General features: G+C 51.9%; 13 protein-coding genes. 8 read left to right on the plus strand and 5 right to left on the minus strand.

Annotated features, from left to right (window positions below):
- Positions 1-461 precede the first annotated feature (461 nt).
- From HP435_RS07545 to HP435_RS07555, 3 genes are all read left to right on the plus strand, one after another.
- A complete protein-coding gene (locus HP435_RS07545) occupies positions 462-2,168 on the plus strand; it encodes a GmrSD restriction endonuclease domain-containing protein (RefSeq protein WP_173598396.1) in 1,707 nt (568 codons plus the stop codon).
- 429 nt (positions 2,169-2,597) lie between these two features.
- A complete protein-coding gene (locus tag HP435_RS07550; protein ID WP_063228592.1) occupies positions 2,598-3,035 on the plus strand; it encodes a hypothetical protein in 438 nt (145 codons plus the stop codon).
- Positions 3,036-3,050: 15 nt separating this feature from the next.
- Entirely contained in the window at positions 3,051-4,376 is a 1,326-nt protein-coding gene (locus tag HP435_RS07555) for a hypothetical protein (RefSeq protein ID WP_173598395.1), read from the plus strand.
- A 68-nt stretch (positions 4,377-4,444) separates the two neighbouring features.
- Here HP435_RS07555 and def read toward each other — a convergent pair whose 3' ends face one another.
- Together def and HP435_RS07565 are read right to left on the minus strand one after the other, a co-directional pair.
- Positions 4,445-4,963 (minus strand): peptide deformylase, encoded by a 519-nt coding sequence (gene def / locus HP435_RS07560; RefSeq protein WP_122963023.1) that lies wholly within the window; start codon positions 4,961-4,963, stop codon positions 4,445-4,447.
- Between the two features lie 26 nt (positions 4,964-4,989).
- Entirely contained in the window at positions 4,990-5,232 is a 243-nt protein-coding gene (locus HP435_RS07565; protein WP_122963024.1) for a helix-turn-helix domain-containing protein, read from the minus strand.
- A gap of 200 nt (positions 5,233-5,432) precedes the next feature.
- Between HP435_RS07565 and HP435_RS07570 the strand changes: the two genes are divergently transcribed.
- The 3 genes from HP435_RS07570 (at position 5,433) to HP435_RS07580 (ending at position 10,474) form a co-directional block, all read left to right on the plus strand.
- The gene (locus tag HP435_RS07570; RefSeq protein WP_229049848.1) at positions 5,433-6,593 is read left to right on the plus strand and encodes a M24 family metallopeptidase; all 1,161 of its coding nucleotides are present in this window, start codon (positions 5,433-5,435) and stop codon (positions 6,591-6,593) included.
- A gap of 295 nt (positions 6,594-6,888) precedes the next feature.
- Positions 6,889-8,625, plus strand: coding sequence for an ABC transporter ATP-binding protein (locus HP435_RS07575; protein ID WP_122963026.1), 1,737 nt, complete (start codon positions 6,889-6,891; stop codon positions 8,623-8,625).
- A 1-nt stretch (position 8,626) separates the two neighbouring features.
- Positions 8,627-10,474 (plus strand): ABC transporter ATP-binding protein, encoded by a 1,848-nt coding sequence (locus tag HP435_RS07580; RefSeq protein WP_173598394.1) that lies wholly within the window; start codon positions 8,627-8,629, stop codon positions 10,472-10,474.
- Positions 10,475-10,875: 401 nt separating this feature from the next.
- On the opposite strand, the gene HP435_RS07585 is transcribed toward HP435_RS07580, so the two are convergent.
- On the minus strand, positions 10,876-11,616 hold the full coding sequence (locus HP435_RS07585; protein ID WP_173598393.1) for an MBL fold metallo-hydrolase: 741 nt from the start codon (positions 11,614-11,616) through the stop codon (positions 10,876-10,878).
- Positions 11,617-11,699: 83 nt separating this feature from the next.
- Positions 11,700-11,966 (minus strand): CD3324 family protein, encoded by a 267-nt coding sequence (locus HP435_RS07590; RefSeq protein ID WP_122963030.1) that lies wholly within the window; start codon positions 11,964-11,966, stop codon positions 11,700-11,702.
- A 287-nt stretch (positions 11,967-12,253) separates the two neighbouring features.
- Between HP435_RS07590 and HP435_RS07595 the strand changes: the two genes are divergently transcribed.
- Positions 12,254-13,105: an ABC transporter substrate-binding protein gene (locus HP435_RS07595; RefSeq protein ID WP_229049849.1), complete on the plus strand. Its 852-nt coding sequence runs from the start codon at positions 12,254-12,256 to the stop codon at positions 13,103-13,105.
- A gap of 60 nt (positions 13,106-13,165) precedes the next feature.
- Here the strand turns inward: HP435_RS07595 and HP435_RS07600 are convergent, their stop codons facing one another.
- Positions 13,166-14,047: a LysR family transcriptional regulator gene (locus HP435_RS07600; protein WP_122963031.1), complete on the minus strand. Its 882-nt coding sequence runs from the start codon at positions 14,045-14,047 to the stop codon at positions 13,166-13,168.
- Positions 14,048-14,194: 147 nt separating this feature from the next.
- On the opposite strand from HP435_RS07600, the gene HP435_RS07605 reads away from it, so the two are divergent.
- A complete protein-coding gene (locus HP435_RS07605; RefSeq protein WP_122963032.1) occupies positions 14,195-15,427 on the plus strand; it encodes an MFS transporter in 1,233 nt (410 codons plus the stop codon).
- Positions 15,428-15,968: the final 541 nt, after the last annotated feature.

Genomic DNA, 15,968 nt, shown 5'->3' on the forward strand with positions numbered 1-15,968 from the left:
CTTATTTTTCAGGCTTTGTTACGCTTGCCCTATCGAAAAATGAAAGGGTGACCGAAAGCCGATGATCTCCTAATCCGATTTCCAGGAAAAACTCGTATGAAAATGACGAATTTTTTTGGACAGGATAGGTGTTGGCTTTTGCTCGTAATGATAGGGCATTTGACTTTTTCTCTGGGAAAAGTGTGCCTGTTTATTTGCGCGTGGAATTTTCGCCTCCTGTCCAAAAAATGGATGAGGGGGCTTTTTTATGTTGCGCAAAGGTCATCTGCCAGCTGTGCTTGGCGTTTTGATGGTGAATATTTTTATTGTGATGGTGGGAGTTGGCTTGATTATTCCGCCGCGGTGGCAAGAAACCTTTTGAAATGGCAAAAGGTTGTGGAAAATCGTGGTCATTTTAACTAAGATGAAAGGAAAAGACGAATATTGAATCCCGCTTTTTGGAAAAAGGAGTCCGATGGCACATGGCTAACTGGGAAACAAAAAAAGTATCCGAAATCGTTACGCGTATCCACGACAACACCCTGGTATTGCCTGTCATCCAGCGCAGGCTCGTCTGGGAAGAAGAGAAAATGGAATTGCTGTTTGACACGTTGCTTAAGGGAAACTCGTTCGGCGGGATTATGGCGATCGAGGAAGAAGAGGGCAACAAGCCGCTCTTTGCCTATAGACATTTTACGAAGGACGGTCAGGCCATCAGTTCGATCTACGATGAAACCAATTCAAAGGATCACCTGTTCATCATCGACGGTCAGCAAAGACTCCAATCGTTTTACCTCGGATTGCTGGGAAGCTTTAACGGAAAAATTTTGTATTTCGACTTGTTTAGCGACTTTAAAAATCTCGTATTTTACTTCAAGTTCGAAAAAGACAGCGACAAGCTGCCCAAGCAGGCGACGGATAAAGAAGAGTGCGAATTGAAGACGTACAAGTGGTATTCGGTCAGCAAACTGTACCGCTCCTTGAAACAGACAAACGACGAGGATCAAGTAGCGGATGAAATCATCCAGAACTTTGCGATCACGGAAGCGCTTGAGAAGGACTACGTTCGCAAAAACATCGCCCGCTTTTACCGCAGCATTTTTAATAACGAAAGCATTGGCCTCTCGAAAGTGCGCATCAACCGTTCGCTGAACGAAAACTCCAATCGCCAGCGGATCGTCGAGTTGTTCAGAAGGCTGAACGACGGCGGGACAAAGCTGTCTTCCTTTGATTTGGTGGCGTCGATCCTGAAAGGGTTCGAGTGGAAAATGGAAGAATTTCTGGAGTCCACGCTGAAAGATTATCAGGACATCGGATTGACGCAAGAAGTTTTGATCAAGCTCGTCTTTTTGCTGAACGACAATCACAAAAAGGAAATGACCGATATCGAGGAAGCAGACGCGACATTCGCCATCGAAAATCGGGCGCGCATCCTTGAAACGTTAAAATCGTTGCGGAAGTTTTTGCAGTCCGCCAAGCTGCTCAACTACTACCGGGAAGGGAACCGTTCCTTTATCCCGCTCTACTTCATCGCGTATCATATTTTTCACAAAACGGATGTGCCGACGGACAGGCTGGAAAATCTGTTCGATACATTCGATACGAGCAACGAGGACTTCGCAAGTATTTATGAATGGATGTACTGGTCGCTGCTGAACGGGGTATTCAGCCGAGGCTCCGGATGGATTCCGTATAAAACGGGGATTCGAAAAATATTGGAGGAAATGAAGCAGCACAAAAATGCGCCTTTTCCGACGCAGCGCCTGTTTTCCATCTACACCAGCCACCCGCTCTGGTTTACGCGGAATCTCGATACATCCAGCATCAGCAACCAGTTTGACAGCAACTTTTTGTTCTATTTGATCTACGACCGTGAACCTGTCACAAGAAAACAGGACATGGACCACATCCACCCGTACTCGATTCTTGTGAGCAAAGGGTATTCGCTGGACCAGGTCAACAGCGTCTTCAACTATCAGCTCCTCGATTACGGCACAAACCGCGGAGTGAAAAACGCGAAGCCGTTGAAGGAATGGATTGACAATCATGTCACGAACAAAACGTTTTACATCAACCAGCATCTGATTCCAAGAGATGAGCAAACGTGGGATGCGGATCAGTTTCTCCGGTTTTACGAGCAGCGTGCTCAGTTGATTAAGGAGAAGCTTCATCCGATGTTGTATATTTAGGTTGGCGTAGAAGAGTAAGGGCATCCACAGGCTGGTTTGGTGTGGGTGCCTTTTTTGGTGCGTTGGGGATCGGTGCTGTAGTGGAGGGAGGAAACAGGAGAAATTGCTTTAGGGCACCTGGACTCTTGCGGGGAAGCATGGACTGGTCCGCCTATGGCAAAAAAGGAAAACCGCGTCAAAAGCAGCGTGCTCGAAGAAGCGTAATCACGTGCTGCTGAAAAGCCGGTTTCCTTTTTCTCCTCCAGTTGGGTGGGAGTTCGAAAGTTCTGCCGCTTGTTTTTTCTGTTTCCTCGACCAACGTTAGCTTGATCCGATACTGCGTTCCTGAGCGAGTTTTGGTAAATCATACGCTGGAAGATGATTCCGAAAATAGAGGCTAACGTGTAAAATTGAAAGAGCATGGGAAAATATGAAAGTCGAGGGAATTACATGAGTATTATCGCACTAACTATTATTCTGTTTTTTGTGTTCCAGCATTATTTGCCTACTGTTACGCAGGACGATCTGTGGTATCCAGAAATGCTCGGTTATTACCAGCAGTTTCATTCGGACACGGTTGCGATCCTGATTCTCTCCTACGCTATCGCCTTTCCACTTGGATTAATCATGGAGGGATGGATCGCAAAAGGACTGCAAAAGATTCGTTTCAAAAGGGAAGACTGGGCGATTTTAAGAGTTTTGACGGTAGCGAATGAGAATGATGGATACATTACGGCCGTGGATGTTGCCGCAAAAACTACGCTTTCCTTAACGGAATCGCAAAAAATTTTGGATGATCTGCATAACAGGGGATACGCAGACTTGAGCGTGGCGAAAACAGGGGATATTCTTTACTGCTTCCCCGGATTTTCCAATAGGGACGAATAGAAGGGAGGGGAAGGAATGGAATACTTCTTCGGGATGGCTTTTTTTATTTTGGTGGGTATTTTAATTCTTTGTGCAGTATTAATAATCCTTGGTGTTGCACTATGGAAGCCATTTTTTACTACTATACATCTCTTGATGGACAATGAGAGCATCATAGGTCTACTCTTGGTGATTCTTTCCCTGATCTACATTGGCTCCCGGATGATTGAGCGAATGCTTGCGAAAAAGAGTCAGGATATCAAGTATCATGCAGATGTGATCGGGATTGCGCTAGATTATGGCAACGAGGTTACCGCGCCAATGCTGGCATTGAAAACTTCATTGAAGCTGGCAGAATGTGAGCGGATTTTAAAGGAACTTGAACAAAAGCAGATTCTAAGCAGTTCATCTGCTGTCGGCGACGCCACAGTATATGAATTGGCGCCGCTCGTCTACGAGAATTGGCTGCCAGATGAGCGGGATTATTGTGGCAAGGTGGATGAAACGGAAGAAGATGAAAAGAAACAAAAAGCATGGAAAAAGTTGCCGAGGATTACCTTTATCGTTCTTGTGACCATCATAGCTCCGCTCTGGCTATTGGATAAACAGATGATTTATTCAGATGCATTTTTGACAGGAGCCATCATCGTCTGCACGTTAGCAGTGATCCGCCTGATTCATGTTGTTTACTTGGCTTACCGAGACTATGTGCGGAAAACCGAGCATGATGTCCTGGGTTACGTTTTGGACAACCAAGGCGTGCTATATCCGCAAGAAATCGCAGAATTTACCAATGAGAGCATGTCATCCCTCCAGCCGATGATTGATCGCTGGCACAAGAACAATCTTGTGACGATATCGTACGAGAATGACGGGACAGCGATATATTTGTTTCCGAATTGCTCGCATGAATCTATGGTGTACAATCGGGAGCCCAATTACAAGCCGCAAGCGAAGTTCAAGCATCTGCAAGAGCAGCTGATGATGACGTGTTGTTATGCTTTCTTTTATTCGTTATTGGCTGGTTACGCTTTAATGAACTGGAATAATTTCCTCTTTTATGCGGGGATTGGGGCGGTTATCGGCGGATACAGAGTTTTGTATTTAATCAGGGCTAAGGAGGAAGCAGAAAAAATGGAGCGAGTGGCTTTCCAGGTAGCCAAGCGGAAGAATGGTCGCCTGACCGTCCACGAATTGGCTTACAATGCAGTGGTCAGCATGGAGGAGGCGGCAAAACTGCTGAAAAAGTGGGAGCTTGACGGCTTCGCCAGAAAAATGGATGCCAGCGAAGAGTTCGTTCCTGTCTACATCATCAGCGGTATCGTTTCCAAAGAACAGCGACGGACTTCAGAACGCGTATAGAACGTATAAAACGAAAAATCCACCCTGAAATCATCAGGTGGATTTTTCGTTTTCCCATCAAAACCGAATTACCCTTGCTTTTGCGTCAACTTCCACACATCCATCAGGTTCACTTTGCGCTTCGTCTGGTCATGGTACAGCTTATCGCCTTCAATCCGGTCCACGAACAAAATCCCGTCCAGATGGTCGATTTCGTGCTGGATGCAGCGCGCCAAAAAGTCTTCGGCTTCCATGGTGAATGTCTCGCCAGTGCGGGTCGCAGTCTCGATTTTGACGTACTGGGCGCGTTTCACAATGCCGGAGTAGCCGGGAAAAGACAGGCAGGCTTCCGGGCCGAGCTGCTCGCCGGACATCTCCAGAATCTGTGGATTGATCAGCTCGATCAGCCCGTCTCCGCAATCCATGACGATGACCCGCTTCAAAAATCCGACTTGCGGAGCGGCCAGCCCTGCTCGGCCTTCCTTGGCGTACAGCGTTTCTGCCATATCGTCCAAAAGTTTTCCCAGTCTGTCATTAAATTCAACCACCGGCTTCGCGCTTTTGCGCAAAATCGGCTCTCCGAAAGGCAGGATTGTTTTGACTGCCATCTGCTTTCAACCTCCAAAGGTAGTAATTATGCCCCATCTTGTTGGGAGGGTGGGGTGTAGACCCATAAATCATTCGGTGTGCAGTCCAATGCCGTGCACAAGGCATCGAGCGTGTCAGCCTTCATCTGCTTGGGCTGACCGTTCAAGAGAGCGCTGATCGACGGTGCCGATATTTCGTAGCCGGCTTTTTCCTTCAGCAGACGGGCGAGCGCTGCTCCGGACCAGATCCCTCTGTCAGCCATTACTTTTCGCAACATCCACACAAGCATTCGATCACCTTCTTTTAGGTGTTGCCTAATATTTTAAGTTATTACCTAATATAACGGATTTCGCGAAAAAAGCAAGCGGGACGGCGCCCCATTTTGCCAAAAGGACATCGGCTTTCCGGTACGCAGGTGCAGAATGGAGGGCTTCGGCAGGATTTGTCGTCCGTTCTGTTGTATTGAAGGGGAAAGGCAAAGAGGCGGAAGTGGAAAAAAGCATCCTTGCCGCAGGCTATATCGGAGCAAGCGCCATCAACGGCAAAAAAGGAGAGAACGAGATGCAGGAAGCGAGAAGACAACGCCTTGCCCATCATTTGCAGCAGGAAAATACGGATGCGTGCATTTTGGTGCCTGGCCCGAATCTGTACTACTTCACTGGTCTGGCGCTGCATCAAAGCGAACGGCTCAGCCTGGCTATTCTCACGAAGGAGAATCAGCTGTTGTTTTTGATGCCCAAGCTGGAAGTGAGCAAGGTCGAGCAGGTGGCGCACGATGCTTTGTTCTCGTACACGGACGAGCAAGGTCCGGGACAGGCGTTGGCGGAGGTGCAGAAAAAACTGGGCACGCTCGGCCGGGTCGGAATCGAGTATGGGCACATGCGCGTCAAGGAATGGAAAGCGGTTGAGCAGCTTGGGGCACAGGAGTTTGTCGAGATCGAGCAAACGGTTGAGGCGTTGCGCGTGATCAAGGACGAGCAAGAGATCGAGACGATCCGGCAAGCGGTACGCATCGTGGAAGACAGCTTTCAGGCGATCCTGCCTCGCGTCAGGGCTGGTGTCGCGGAGCTGGAGGTTGCCGCCGAGCTGGAATACGAGATGCGAAAAAGAGGCTCGGAAGGCACGCCGTTTGACACGATTGTCGCGTCGGGATATCGCGGGGCGCTGCCGCACGGACGGGCATCGGACAAGCTGATCCAGTCCGGTGAGCTGGTCGTCATCGATTTCGGAGCCATTTTTCATGGGTATGTGGCCGATATTACGCGAACGGTGGCTGTCGGGGAGCTGGACGCGGAGCTTGCGAACATTTACGAGGTCGTGCGGCAGGCGCAGCAAGCGGCTGTTGAGGCGGTTCGCCCTGGCGTCACGGCGCATGAGATTGACGAAACAGCCCGCGCGATTATTCGGGATAGCGGCTATGGCGAATACTTCACGCATCGGCTTGGACATGGCATCGGGCTTTGCGGACACGAGGAGCCGTACATGATCCAGAACAATCCGCTGGTGCTTGCGCCAGGCATGGCGTTCACGATTGAACCGGGCATTTACTTGCCGAACAAAGGCGGAGTCCGAATCGAGGACAATGTCATTGTGACGGAAGACGGCTGTCTCAATTTGATGAATTTGCCGAAAGAGCTTCTGTCCTTGTAAAAAAGCGATGATGGGCGGGTGCCAAGCGCATTTTGCTGAAAAAAGCGGACGTCCAGCCGGAGATCACTCGAGACGAAGCTTGGGTTCAAGGCATAGGAAGTCGCAGCAATAATCGGAAAGCGCCGCATATAAAATAATCCTTATATATGGAAGAAACACCTCACAAGCAGCAAAGAGCAAGCATGTTCTCTGCTGCTTGTTTATCGTGAAGAGATACAACTCCCCTCGTGACAATTTGGATGGCAACAGGTATCGTGGAACGTAGAAGCTTTGCAGCAAGAAATGAGGTGACTCAATGCGGTTTTATCAAAAATACATAAAAAAATACGGCTTTGTTGCAAGCGTATCCATGATCTTTTTGACGGTGGAAGCTTTGTGCGACCTTTTGCAGCCGACGATTATGTCCCGAATCATCGACATCGGTGTCGCGCAGCGCGATCTGGATTACGTGCTGAAAACGGGCGGGCTGATGCTGTTGATTACAGCCTTGGGCGCTGTGGCTGCTACCGTCCGCAATCTGCTTGCCACGTACGTGTCGCAAAACTTCGGAGCGCAGCTTCGCGCCGATCTGTTCACGAAGGTGCAGTCGCTGTCTTTTGACAGTTTGAACAAGTTCGACCGCGCCTCGCTCGTCACGCGCATGACCAACGACGTCAATCAGGTGCAGGTGTTTGTCAACGGCATGATGCGTATTTTCGTCAAAGCGCCGCTGATGTGCATCGGCGGCTTGTTCATGGCGACCCAACTGAATGCCGACTTGGCGGTAGTGCTCGCAGTCGTGGTGCCGATTGTCGGGCTGTTGATCTTTTTGAATCTGAAAATCGGTTTTCCGTTTTTCCTCAAGGTGCAGCAGGCGCTCGACAAGGTAAACGGTGCCATGCGCGAGTATTTGTCGGGCGTGCGGGTCGTCAAGGCGTTTAACCGTTTTGACTTCGAGGTGGGCAAGTTCACCGGGGCCAATGAAGAGTTGCAAAAGAAATCGCTGTCTGCGACCCGCGTCATGTCGGTTTTCAGCCCGGCGATCATGCTCACGGTCAACCTCGGAATCGTCGCTGTGCTGTGGCTGGGCGGTTTGGGAGTCGAGCAAGGGAGCATTCAGGTTGGACACATCATCGCGTTTACCAACTACATGACGCAAATCTTGTTCTCGCTGATGATGATTTCGCTCGTCTTCAACATGTTCGTGCGGGCCAAAGCATCGGCTGGGCGGATCGGCGAAGTTTTTGCCGAGGAAAACCGGATGAGCTGGAAGGAAGCGGCGGCGGGGGCGGATGAAGCCGGGGCTGAAACAGGCCGGATCGATTTTGAAAACGTCAGCTTTTCCTATGCCGGAACAAATGGTCAGCCTGTCCTGAAGCAAGTCTCTTTTACATGCTTGCCGGGGGAAACAGTAGGGATCATCGGCTCTACCGGGTCGGGAAAAAGCAGCCTGGTCGGCTTGATTCCGCGTTTTTACGATGTGACGGAAGGGACGATTCGCGTAGACGGACAGGATGTGCGCGATGTCGAGCCTGCCAAGCTCCGCGAAAAAATGGCGATCGTGCCGCAGAAAACGACGCTTTTTACAGGCACGGTACTGGAAAATATTCGCTGGGGCAAGGAAGATGCGACGGAGGAAGAGGCGATCGAGGCGGCGCGCATGGCACAGGCGCATGAGTTTATCGCTGCCACTCCCGAAGGCTACCAGACGCGGGTAGGCCAGGGCGGGGTCAATTTTTCCGGGGGGCAAAAGCAGCGGCTCTCGATTGCCAGAGCGTTGGTGAAAAAGCCGGACATTCTCATTCTCGACGATAGCACCAGTGCGGTTGATGTGGCGACGGAAAGCCGGATCAAGGAAGCGCTCAAAACGTACGCGAAAGGGCTGACCTGCATTTTGATCGCGCAGCGGATCACGTCTGTCATGGATGCCGACAAGATTGTCGTCCTTGACAACGGCGCAGTGGCGGGGATTGGCTCGCACGAAACGCTGCTCGCTACGTGTCAGGTCTATCAGGAAATCTTCCTATCGCAAATCGGCAGGGAGGTGAGCTAACATGTCGCAACAACAAAAAGAGCAGCAGCCGATTTTTCCGACGCGGCCTGGACGCGGGTTTGGGCATGGGGCACAGCGAGGTCCGGTGAGCAAGCCGAAAAACTTCCAAGCCACGCTGAAAAGACTGTGGCAATCGTTCGGGCGGGAAAAAAGATGGCTACCGCTCGTCTTTGTCATCGTCCTGGTAGATGGGTTCCTGATGCTCTCGGCTCCGTACCTGATCGGAAAATCGATCGATGCGATGACGGGCGGCCCCGGGTCGCTTTCGCTGTTGTCGATCATCGTTTTGGCTTTGCTCAGCTCTTATGTGCTCGATGGGGCTTTGACGTTTTTGCAAGGCTGGATGGTCGCGGGAATCACGCAGCGGATCGTGACGAATATGCGCCAGGCGATGTTTGAAAAGCTGCAAAAGCTCCCGGTCGCCTTTTTCGATTCGCGTACGCATGGCGAGCTGATGAGCCGGCTGACCAACGATATCGACAACGTCAGCAACTCGATCTCGCAGTCGACGACACAGCTGATGTCAGGCGTCATCGTGATTGCGGGGTCTTTGATCATGATGATCGTGCTGTCCCCGATTTTGACGCTTGCCTGCCTGATTACGGTTCCGCTTGTGTTCCTGTTGACCCGCACGATTGCGAAAAGAACCAGTGTGCTGTTCAAAGATCAGCAGTCCGAGCTGGGCAAGCTGAACGGGCATATTGAAGAGACGATTTCCGGCATCCAGGTCGTCAAGGCGTTCAACCATGAAGAAAAGGCGATTGCCGACTTCGCGGCGATTAACGACCGACTGTGCAAGGTCGGGATGAAAGCGCAAGTGTGGTCGGGCTTTTTGATGCCGATCATGAACGTGATCAACAACCTCGGCTTCGGCATGGTCGCGATTGTCGGCGGCGTGCTCGCGGTCAAAGGGATGATTACCGTCGGCGTGATCGCCAGCTTTCTCAGCTATTCGCGGCAGTTTGTCCGTCCGCTGAACGACCTCGCCAGCATTTTCAACGTGCTCCAGTCTGGAGTCGCCGGAGCAGAGCGCGTGTTTGAAGTGCTGGACGAGCAAGAAGAGCCGCTCGATGCGCCGAATGCGGTCGTGCTTGCGAATCCGAAAGGGCATGTCGTCTTCGATCGGGTGAGCTTCGGCTATCGCCCTGATCAGCCGATTTTGCAAAACGTCAGCTTCGAGGCGGAGGCGGGCAGCACGACGGCATTGGTCGGACCGACGGGGGCAGGCAAAACGACAGTGGTCAACTTGCTGACGCGCTTCTACGATGTGACGGAAGGAACCATTTACCTCGATGGAAAAGACATTCGCGAATATTCGCGGGACAGCCTGCGCCGCAGCTTCGGCTTCGTTTTGCAGGACACGTATTTGTTTTCCGGGACGATCAAGGAAAACATCATGTACGGCAAGCCCGATGCGACAGACGCCGAGGTGGAAGCGGCAGCGAAAATGGCGCATGCAGACGTGTTTATCAACCGCCTGCCCAAGCGCTACGATACGCCGCTGACGGAAAACGGGGGGAATCTGAGTCAGGGACAGCGCCAGCTTTTGGCGATTGCCCGCGTCTTTCTCGCGAGGCCGTCGCTGTTGATTCTCGACGAGGCGACGAGCAGCATCGACACCCGTACCGAGTTGATCATTCAGGACGCCCTTGCTTCGATCATGGAAGGGCGCACGAGCTTTGTGATCGCCCACAGGCTCGGAACGATCCGCGATGCCGACACGATCATGGTCGTCGATCGCGGGCAGATCGTGGAAAAAGGCAGCCACGACGACCTGATCGAGCAAAAAGGGATGTATCATCAATTGTTTTACAATCAGTTCAAAAACTTGGAGACGGCTTCGCAGTAGAAAAATGCCTCGTCTGGCGCGCGTTGGTGCGTGTGCAGGCGGGGTGTTTTGTTGTGGCGGACTCAGCGATTTGACGCCTATGACTTTGATGCGACGCTGAACATTTTTTCCCCGTCGTATGGACGAGAATGCGCTCCCTCCTCGGTTGATGACGCCCTGGAACATATCGGCTTGATTTTGCACGACCATGACTGCTGTACTCTTGTGAAACCGAAGCGGTACCGAGCGAACGACGGCAAAAGCAAAGCCCTGGCATCCACTTCGGCGGACGACAGGGCTTTTTGGCGGTGACAGCTTGTGCAAGCGAAAAAAGCGAAGTTGCAAAACAACGCCAGTCCTCATTGCAACTTGTTGCCTGGCATCGGACTGCGCGCTTTTTGCAGTCGGGAGTAATCAATTTGTCATGTTGTCTGGTAACGGTGAAGCAGCTCTTCCAGTGCCTGCTTCACATCGCCCTGAAACAGCCCGCCGTGATAACAGACGAGCTGCCTGATCTCATAGTCGAGCAAGCGGCGGACAGAGCGGACGGCATCGGCAAGGTCCAATGCGTACTGCGGATTGGCAATCGCGAGTTTTCCGTCCTCGATGACCACGGCATCTCCGGCAATCAGTGTCTGGCTTGCTGGAAGATACAAAGACATATGTCCAGGCATGTGACCGGGCGTGTGAACGATCTCGATCCCGCCGCACCAGGGCAGACGATCCTGATCGACTACCGTGCGCTCGACTGGTGCTGGCTCGATCGTCTGCAAAAAGCGGATGAACTGTTCCGCACGCTCCAGCTCCTCGCCAGTGAGGGAGGCGAGCGTTGCTTGCGCCTGCAAAATTCGCAGCGAAGTTTTGGCGCCAGTTACGTATGGGGCATCTGACTCGTAGGCGATGATTTCAATTTGCGGGTATGCTTGCTTCAAAGCGGCGAGCGCGCCGATATGGTCGACATCATGGTGAGTCGCGATCACTCTGGTCAGCGCGGACAAGTCGAGCTGCTGGCTGTTCGCTGCTTCTGCCAGCAGCGGCAGGAATCCGGGATAGCCGCAGTCTACGAGGATCAGCTCGTGTTCGTCGCGCAGCAGGACGGGTGTGATGACTTGACTGTGTCCGTTTTGCTCAAAAGACAGCGAAAGCAGATGCATGCCATTCATGGAACGTACCTCCATTTGTCGTAGCGATAAGCGAAGTGTAACGCAGGAAGTGCGGTACTTGCACGGACGACTACTTTTCTGGATTATGGCTGTTCGCGAATGATGCGGCGGATGCTGTGTCTCGTCAAAAAATATTGCTCGGCCAATTCCTTGACGCCCGTTCCTTGGCGATAAGCCTGCAAGATGGCCTGGTTTCGCTCGCGAAGCAATTGCTTCGTGTCGGTGCCGTCGCCCCACTTTCTTTTGGAAGCGGAAGGCTTCGGAATATACAAATAGCTGCCCTGGACGTATTGCTGGATTTCCTGCAAAAGCGGTTCCGGCAAAACGAGTTTGGCATTTTGGTATCTCATCTGACTCTGCTCCTGTCTATATAACGTGAAGTCGGTATATAGCAGGGCAAAGAGGCCCTTCTTTTAACACTAGCGAGTCGGCCCTGAGTAAAGAGGAAGGAGGACTCTTTGCCCAGAGCCGCAATCGGCAGTTCGAACGTAAGGGTCTAGCATACGGTCAACTCCTTTCCCTTTTAATAGTAGTAAGCGGTTTGGCGGGATGCAAGGACATTCCCTTGTGGACATGGAAAAAAGCTGCTGGTAAGATAGTTTATGATAATAATTATCATTTTCATTCAGAGGGGACTATGCAAAAATACGCGAAATGGATCGCGAAAGGAACGGCAATCCTCGCTTTACTCGTTGCCATGACAGGATGCGGGGCGGCAACGGAGCAAAAAGGGGCCAGCAATGAAACCCCGGCTCAGCAAGCGGCGCCAGCACAGGATAGCGTGAAGATGAAAACGTACAAAATGCCAAATGGAAAAGAAATCCAGATTCCTGCAGAACCGAAGCGTATCGTCTCCGATCTGTATTTGGGCCAGCTTTTGTCCATCGGGGTCAAGCCGATCGGAACGACTGGCTATTCCAAGATCGCGCCGACTGTGCTGATCCCATACGGCACGTACAACGACGACATCCGCGCTGACATACGGGCTTTTGGCGAGCTGCTGGACAAGCAAGCGGAGGCAGAGGCTTGGATCAAGCAATTCGATGAAAAAGCAGCGAGTGCCCGCGAAAAAATCAAGACGGCGGTAAAAGACGGGGAGACGGTCGGAATTTACGAGCTGCGCTCTCAGAAGTTTTACGTGCTCGGAGACAACTGGGGACGCGGCGGTCAAGTCATCTACAATGCGCTCAAGCTGACACCGCCGCCAGCCGTGAAGGAAGTCGTAGATGCCAACACGCCGCCCAAGCTGATTTCCCAGGAAGTGTTACCGCAATTCGCAGCAGACCACATGTTTGTGACCACGTATGAGACGAAGCAAGAGGATAAGGATAAGTTTTTCGGGAACGCGGTTTACAAAAATTTGCCAGCCGTCAAAAACAACCACATCTACGAGATGACGTTTGAGCAAATGTACTATTACGATCCGCTGGCGATTGAAGGCCAGCTCGACCTGGTCGTGGAGCAGCTGTTGGCGCACCAGGCAAAATAAAGCAACGAATATGCGGAAAGACCCTCGGAGCACAGCCTACAGTCCGAGGGTCTTTTGCCGTTATTTCCTGAATGTGTCCAGGACAAATTCCTTGAAGCGCACGGCAGCAGGAGACAAGTAGCCGCCCTGGACTTGGGCCATGCCGATGACGCGCTGGCATTTCGGGCTGCTGATGCGGATTTGCGCGATTTTGCTTTTGTCGATGCCCCGCAAATCGGGCAGCAAGGACACGCCGAGTCCCGCCGAAACCAGCCCTGCTACGGTGGCTGCTTCTTCGCCTTCGAAGGTCACTCGCGGGACTACACCCAGCTGCTCAAACAACTGGTCTGTCGTTCGCCGCAGGGCGTAGCCCTTTTTCAAAAAGATGAACGACTCCTCGGCAATTTCCGCGAGCAGGATGCTCTCCCGTTCAGCCAGCGGATGTCCGAGCGGAACGATGGCAAACAGTTCTTCGCTCCAGAGCGGCGTCCACAAAATCGGCAGCTTGGTTTCGGTCGGTTCTGCCAACAGGCACAAATCCAGCTCGCCGGCGTCGAGATGCGCAAGCAGCGAGTAGCTGTGATTTTGGATCATGGTGAAGCTGATCGAGGGCGACTTGGCGCGGAAAGAACCGATCAGGTCGGGAATCAGGCTGGTGCCGAGCGTGTGCAAAAAGCCAAGCGCCACTTCCCCGTGATCGGGATGAACGAGATCGCGAAGCTCCTGTTTTCCGTCCTCAAATTCCTTGAGAATCCGGTTGACGCGCTTTAAAAAAAGCTGGCCGTAGCGATTGAGCATAATCGTCCGGCCTTGGCGCTCAAAAAGCGGGACGCCAAGCTCCTCCTCCAGCCGGGCGATGGAGCGGCTGAGCGCAGGCTGGGAAAGCGACATGGCTTCCGCTGCGCGGGTGACGTGCTGGATGCGGGCAAGTGTCTGAAAGTATTCGAGCTGTTGCCATTCCATGGAAGCAACCTCCCTGTATGACGCTGATCTGTCGTCGATTCATTACTTTTGTGCATCAAAATTATGATTACAATAAATTATACATTATGAATTGTCAATGATAGTATAACAGTGAAGCGGGGAGAAACACGGGGAGGTTTCACCATCATGGGACACATCAAGCAAGGCACAGCCACTTTTCGCAAGACGAACCTGGCGTTTTTTGCAGCGGGTTTCAATACGTTTGCCATTTTGTACAGCACGCAGCCATTAATGCCTGAATTTACGAAAGAATTTGGCATTTCGCCGACGATGGCAAGCTTGTCGCTTTCGCTGACGACGATCTCTCTTTCGATCAGCATGCTGATTTTCGGGACGGTGTCCGAAGTGTGGGGGCGCAAGCCGGTGATGATCAGCTCGATGCTGGCGGCGTCGCTCTTGTCGATTTTGACGGCATGCAGCACTTCCTACGAGACTTTACTTCTGTACCGCATTATTCAAGGAATTTCATTGGGAGGACTCCCTTCGATCGCCATGGCTTATCTCGGAGAAGAGATGGAACCGAAAAGTCTCGGTGTGGCGATGGGACTATACATCAGCGGGAACTCGCTTGGAGCGGTGTGCGGGCGGATTCTCTCCGGGACGCTCACGGACTTGTTCAACTGGCACGTGGCAATGGGGACAATCAGCCTGATGAGCCTGGTAGCCACACTGGTTTTCTGGATGAGCTTGCCCGCCTCGCAAAATTTTCACGCGCGTGCTCCCGAGCTGCGCAAGCTGGCAGGCTCGATGCTCGCCCACTTGCGGGACCCGGCTCTGCTTTGTCTGTTTGGCATCGGATTTTTGAGCCTTGGCAGCAATGTCGCGCTCTACAACTATATCGGGTATGTGCTGACCGCGCCGCCCTACTCGCTCAGCCAAACGCTCGTAGGCTGGATCTTCATCGTCTTTCTCGTCGGGATGTTCGCTTCCGTCTGGATGGCGAAGCTGGCCGAGAAGTTCGGGCGGACGAAAATGCTGCTCGTCTCTTTGTTGCTGACGCTGATTGGCGCATGCCTGACGCTCGATGCGCATTTGGCTGTCATCGTCGCGGGCCTGCCGATTCTCACCTTTGGCTTTTTCGGCAGCCACTCCATCGCGAGCGGCTGGGTAGGCAAGCGCGCAACCCACGACAAGGCGCAAGCGTCTTCGCTCTACTTGTTCTTTTATTACGCAGGCTCCAGCATTGGCGGGACGATGGGAGGACTTTTCTGGTCTTCGCTCGGCTGGGGTGGCGTCGTCGCGATGATCGCCGGATTCATGACCGTAGCCTTCGTGTTTGCCACAAAATTGTCCAAAGCGATAGCCATTCCGGCGCCTCCGGTTTTGGAGAAGAAGTGGTCGGTGGCGAAGATGAAGTGATAATGAGGAAAAGCCCCAATGGCTTGTTGGGGCTTTTTCTTATGAACTGCGACTCCTCGTAACACTTATCACTGCGGCTAAGTAAAGAATCGCAGCAACGATCGCTCTTAGGAACGAGCGGTCACCAGTATCATTGTTGTAAATAGAAACGGACGCCATTACCACGATGTGGCCAAGTATGTAAACCAATAGGCCGTACAGAAGTTTTTTCCACATAAGGGACCATCCTTTTTCATAATCAAAGCTGTCGTAATCAGGGGATGCCATCTCTATATCTGCAAGGTATTGTACGGTTGAGTGATGGCTGGTGGGTTTCTTTTCGGCTGCAAATACAAGGGCGCTTTTTGCTGCAATTATTTTCCTTTTCATTATATACCAGGAAATTCCGAATGAATATAATTACAAGAAGAAGTGCGAGAAGATCGATAAAAACCTCCGACATAGGACACTTTGTACTGCCGGAGCAACGAGATTCAGGAAAAAAGAGCCGGGAAACGCTCGGGATTGCAAGTGGAGAGAGATAGGGATTCACAAACTTGGT

This window comes from Brevibacillus sp. HD3.3A (genome assembly GCF_013284375.2).
Taxonomy (GTDB): Bacteria; Bacillota; Bacilli; order Brevibacillales; family Brevibacillaceae; genus Brevibacillus; species Brevibacillus parabrevis.

Bases quoted from the DNA above. Each gene is read 5' to 3' on its own strand.
- HP435_RS07545 (WP_173598396.1), top strand. From the start codon at position 462: ATGGCTAACTGGGAAACAAAAAAAGTATCCGAAATCGTTACGCGTATC.
- HP435_RS07550 (WP_063228592.1), top strand. From the start codon at position 2,598: ATGAGTATTATCGCACTAACTATTATTCTGTTTTTTGTGTTCCAGCAT.
- HP435_RS07555 (WP_173598395.1), top strand. From the start codon at position 3,051: ATGGAATACTTCTTCGGGATGGCTTTTTTTATTTTGGTGGGTATTTTA.
- def (WP_122963023.1), bottom strand. From the start codon at position 4,963: ATGGCAGTCAAAACAATCCTGCCTTTCGGAGAGCCGATTTTGCGCAAA.
- HP435_RS07565 (WP_122963024.1), bottom strand. From the start codon at position 5,232: ATGCTTGTGTGGATGTTGCGAAAAGTAATGGCTGACAGAGGGATCTGG.
- HP435_RS07575 (WP_122963026.1), top strand. From the start codon at position 6,889: ATGCGGTTTTATCAAAAATACATAAAAAAATACGGCTTTGTTGCAAGC.
- HP435_RS07580 (WP_173598394.1), top strand. From the start codon at position 8,627: ATGTCGCAACAACAAAAAGAGCAGCAGCCGATTTTTCCGACGCGGCCT.
- HP435_RS07585 (WP_173598393.1), bottom strand. From the start codon at position 11,616: ATGAATGGCATGCATCTGCTTTCGCTGTCTTTTGAGCAAAACGGACAC.
- HP435_RS07590 (WP_122963030.1), bottom strand. From the start codon at position 11,966: ATGAGATACCAAAATGCCAAACTCGTTTTGCCGGAACCGCTTTTGCAG.
- HP435_RS07595 (WP_229049849.1), top strand. From the start codon at position 12,254: ATGCAAAAATACGCGAAATGGATCGCGAAAGGAACGGCAATCCTCGCT.
- HP435_RS07600 (WP_122963031.1), bottom strand. From the start codon at position 14,047: ATGGAATGGCAACAGCTCGAATACTTTCAGACACTTGCCCGCATCCAG.
- HP435_RS07605 (WP_122963032.1), top strand. From the start codon at position 14,195: ATGGGACACATCAAGCAAGGCACAGCCACTTTTCGCAAGACGAACCTG.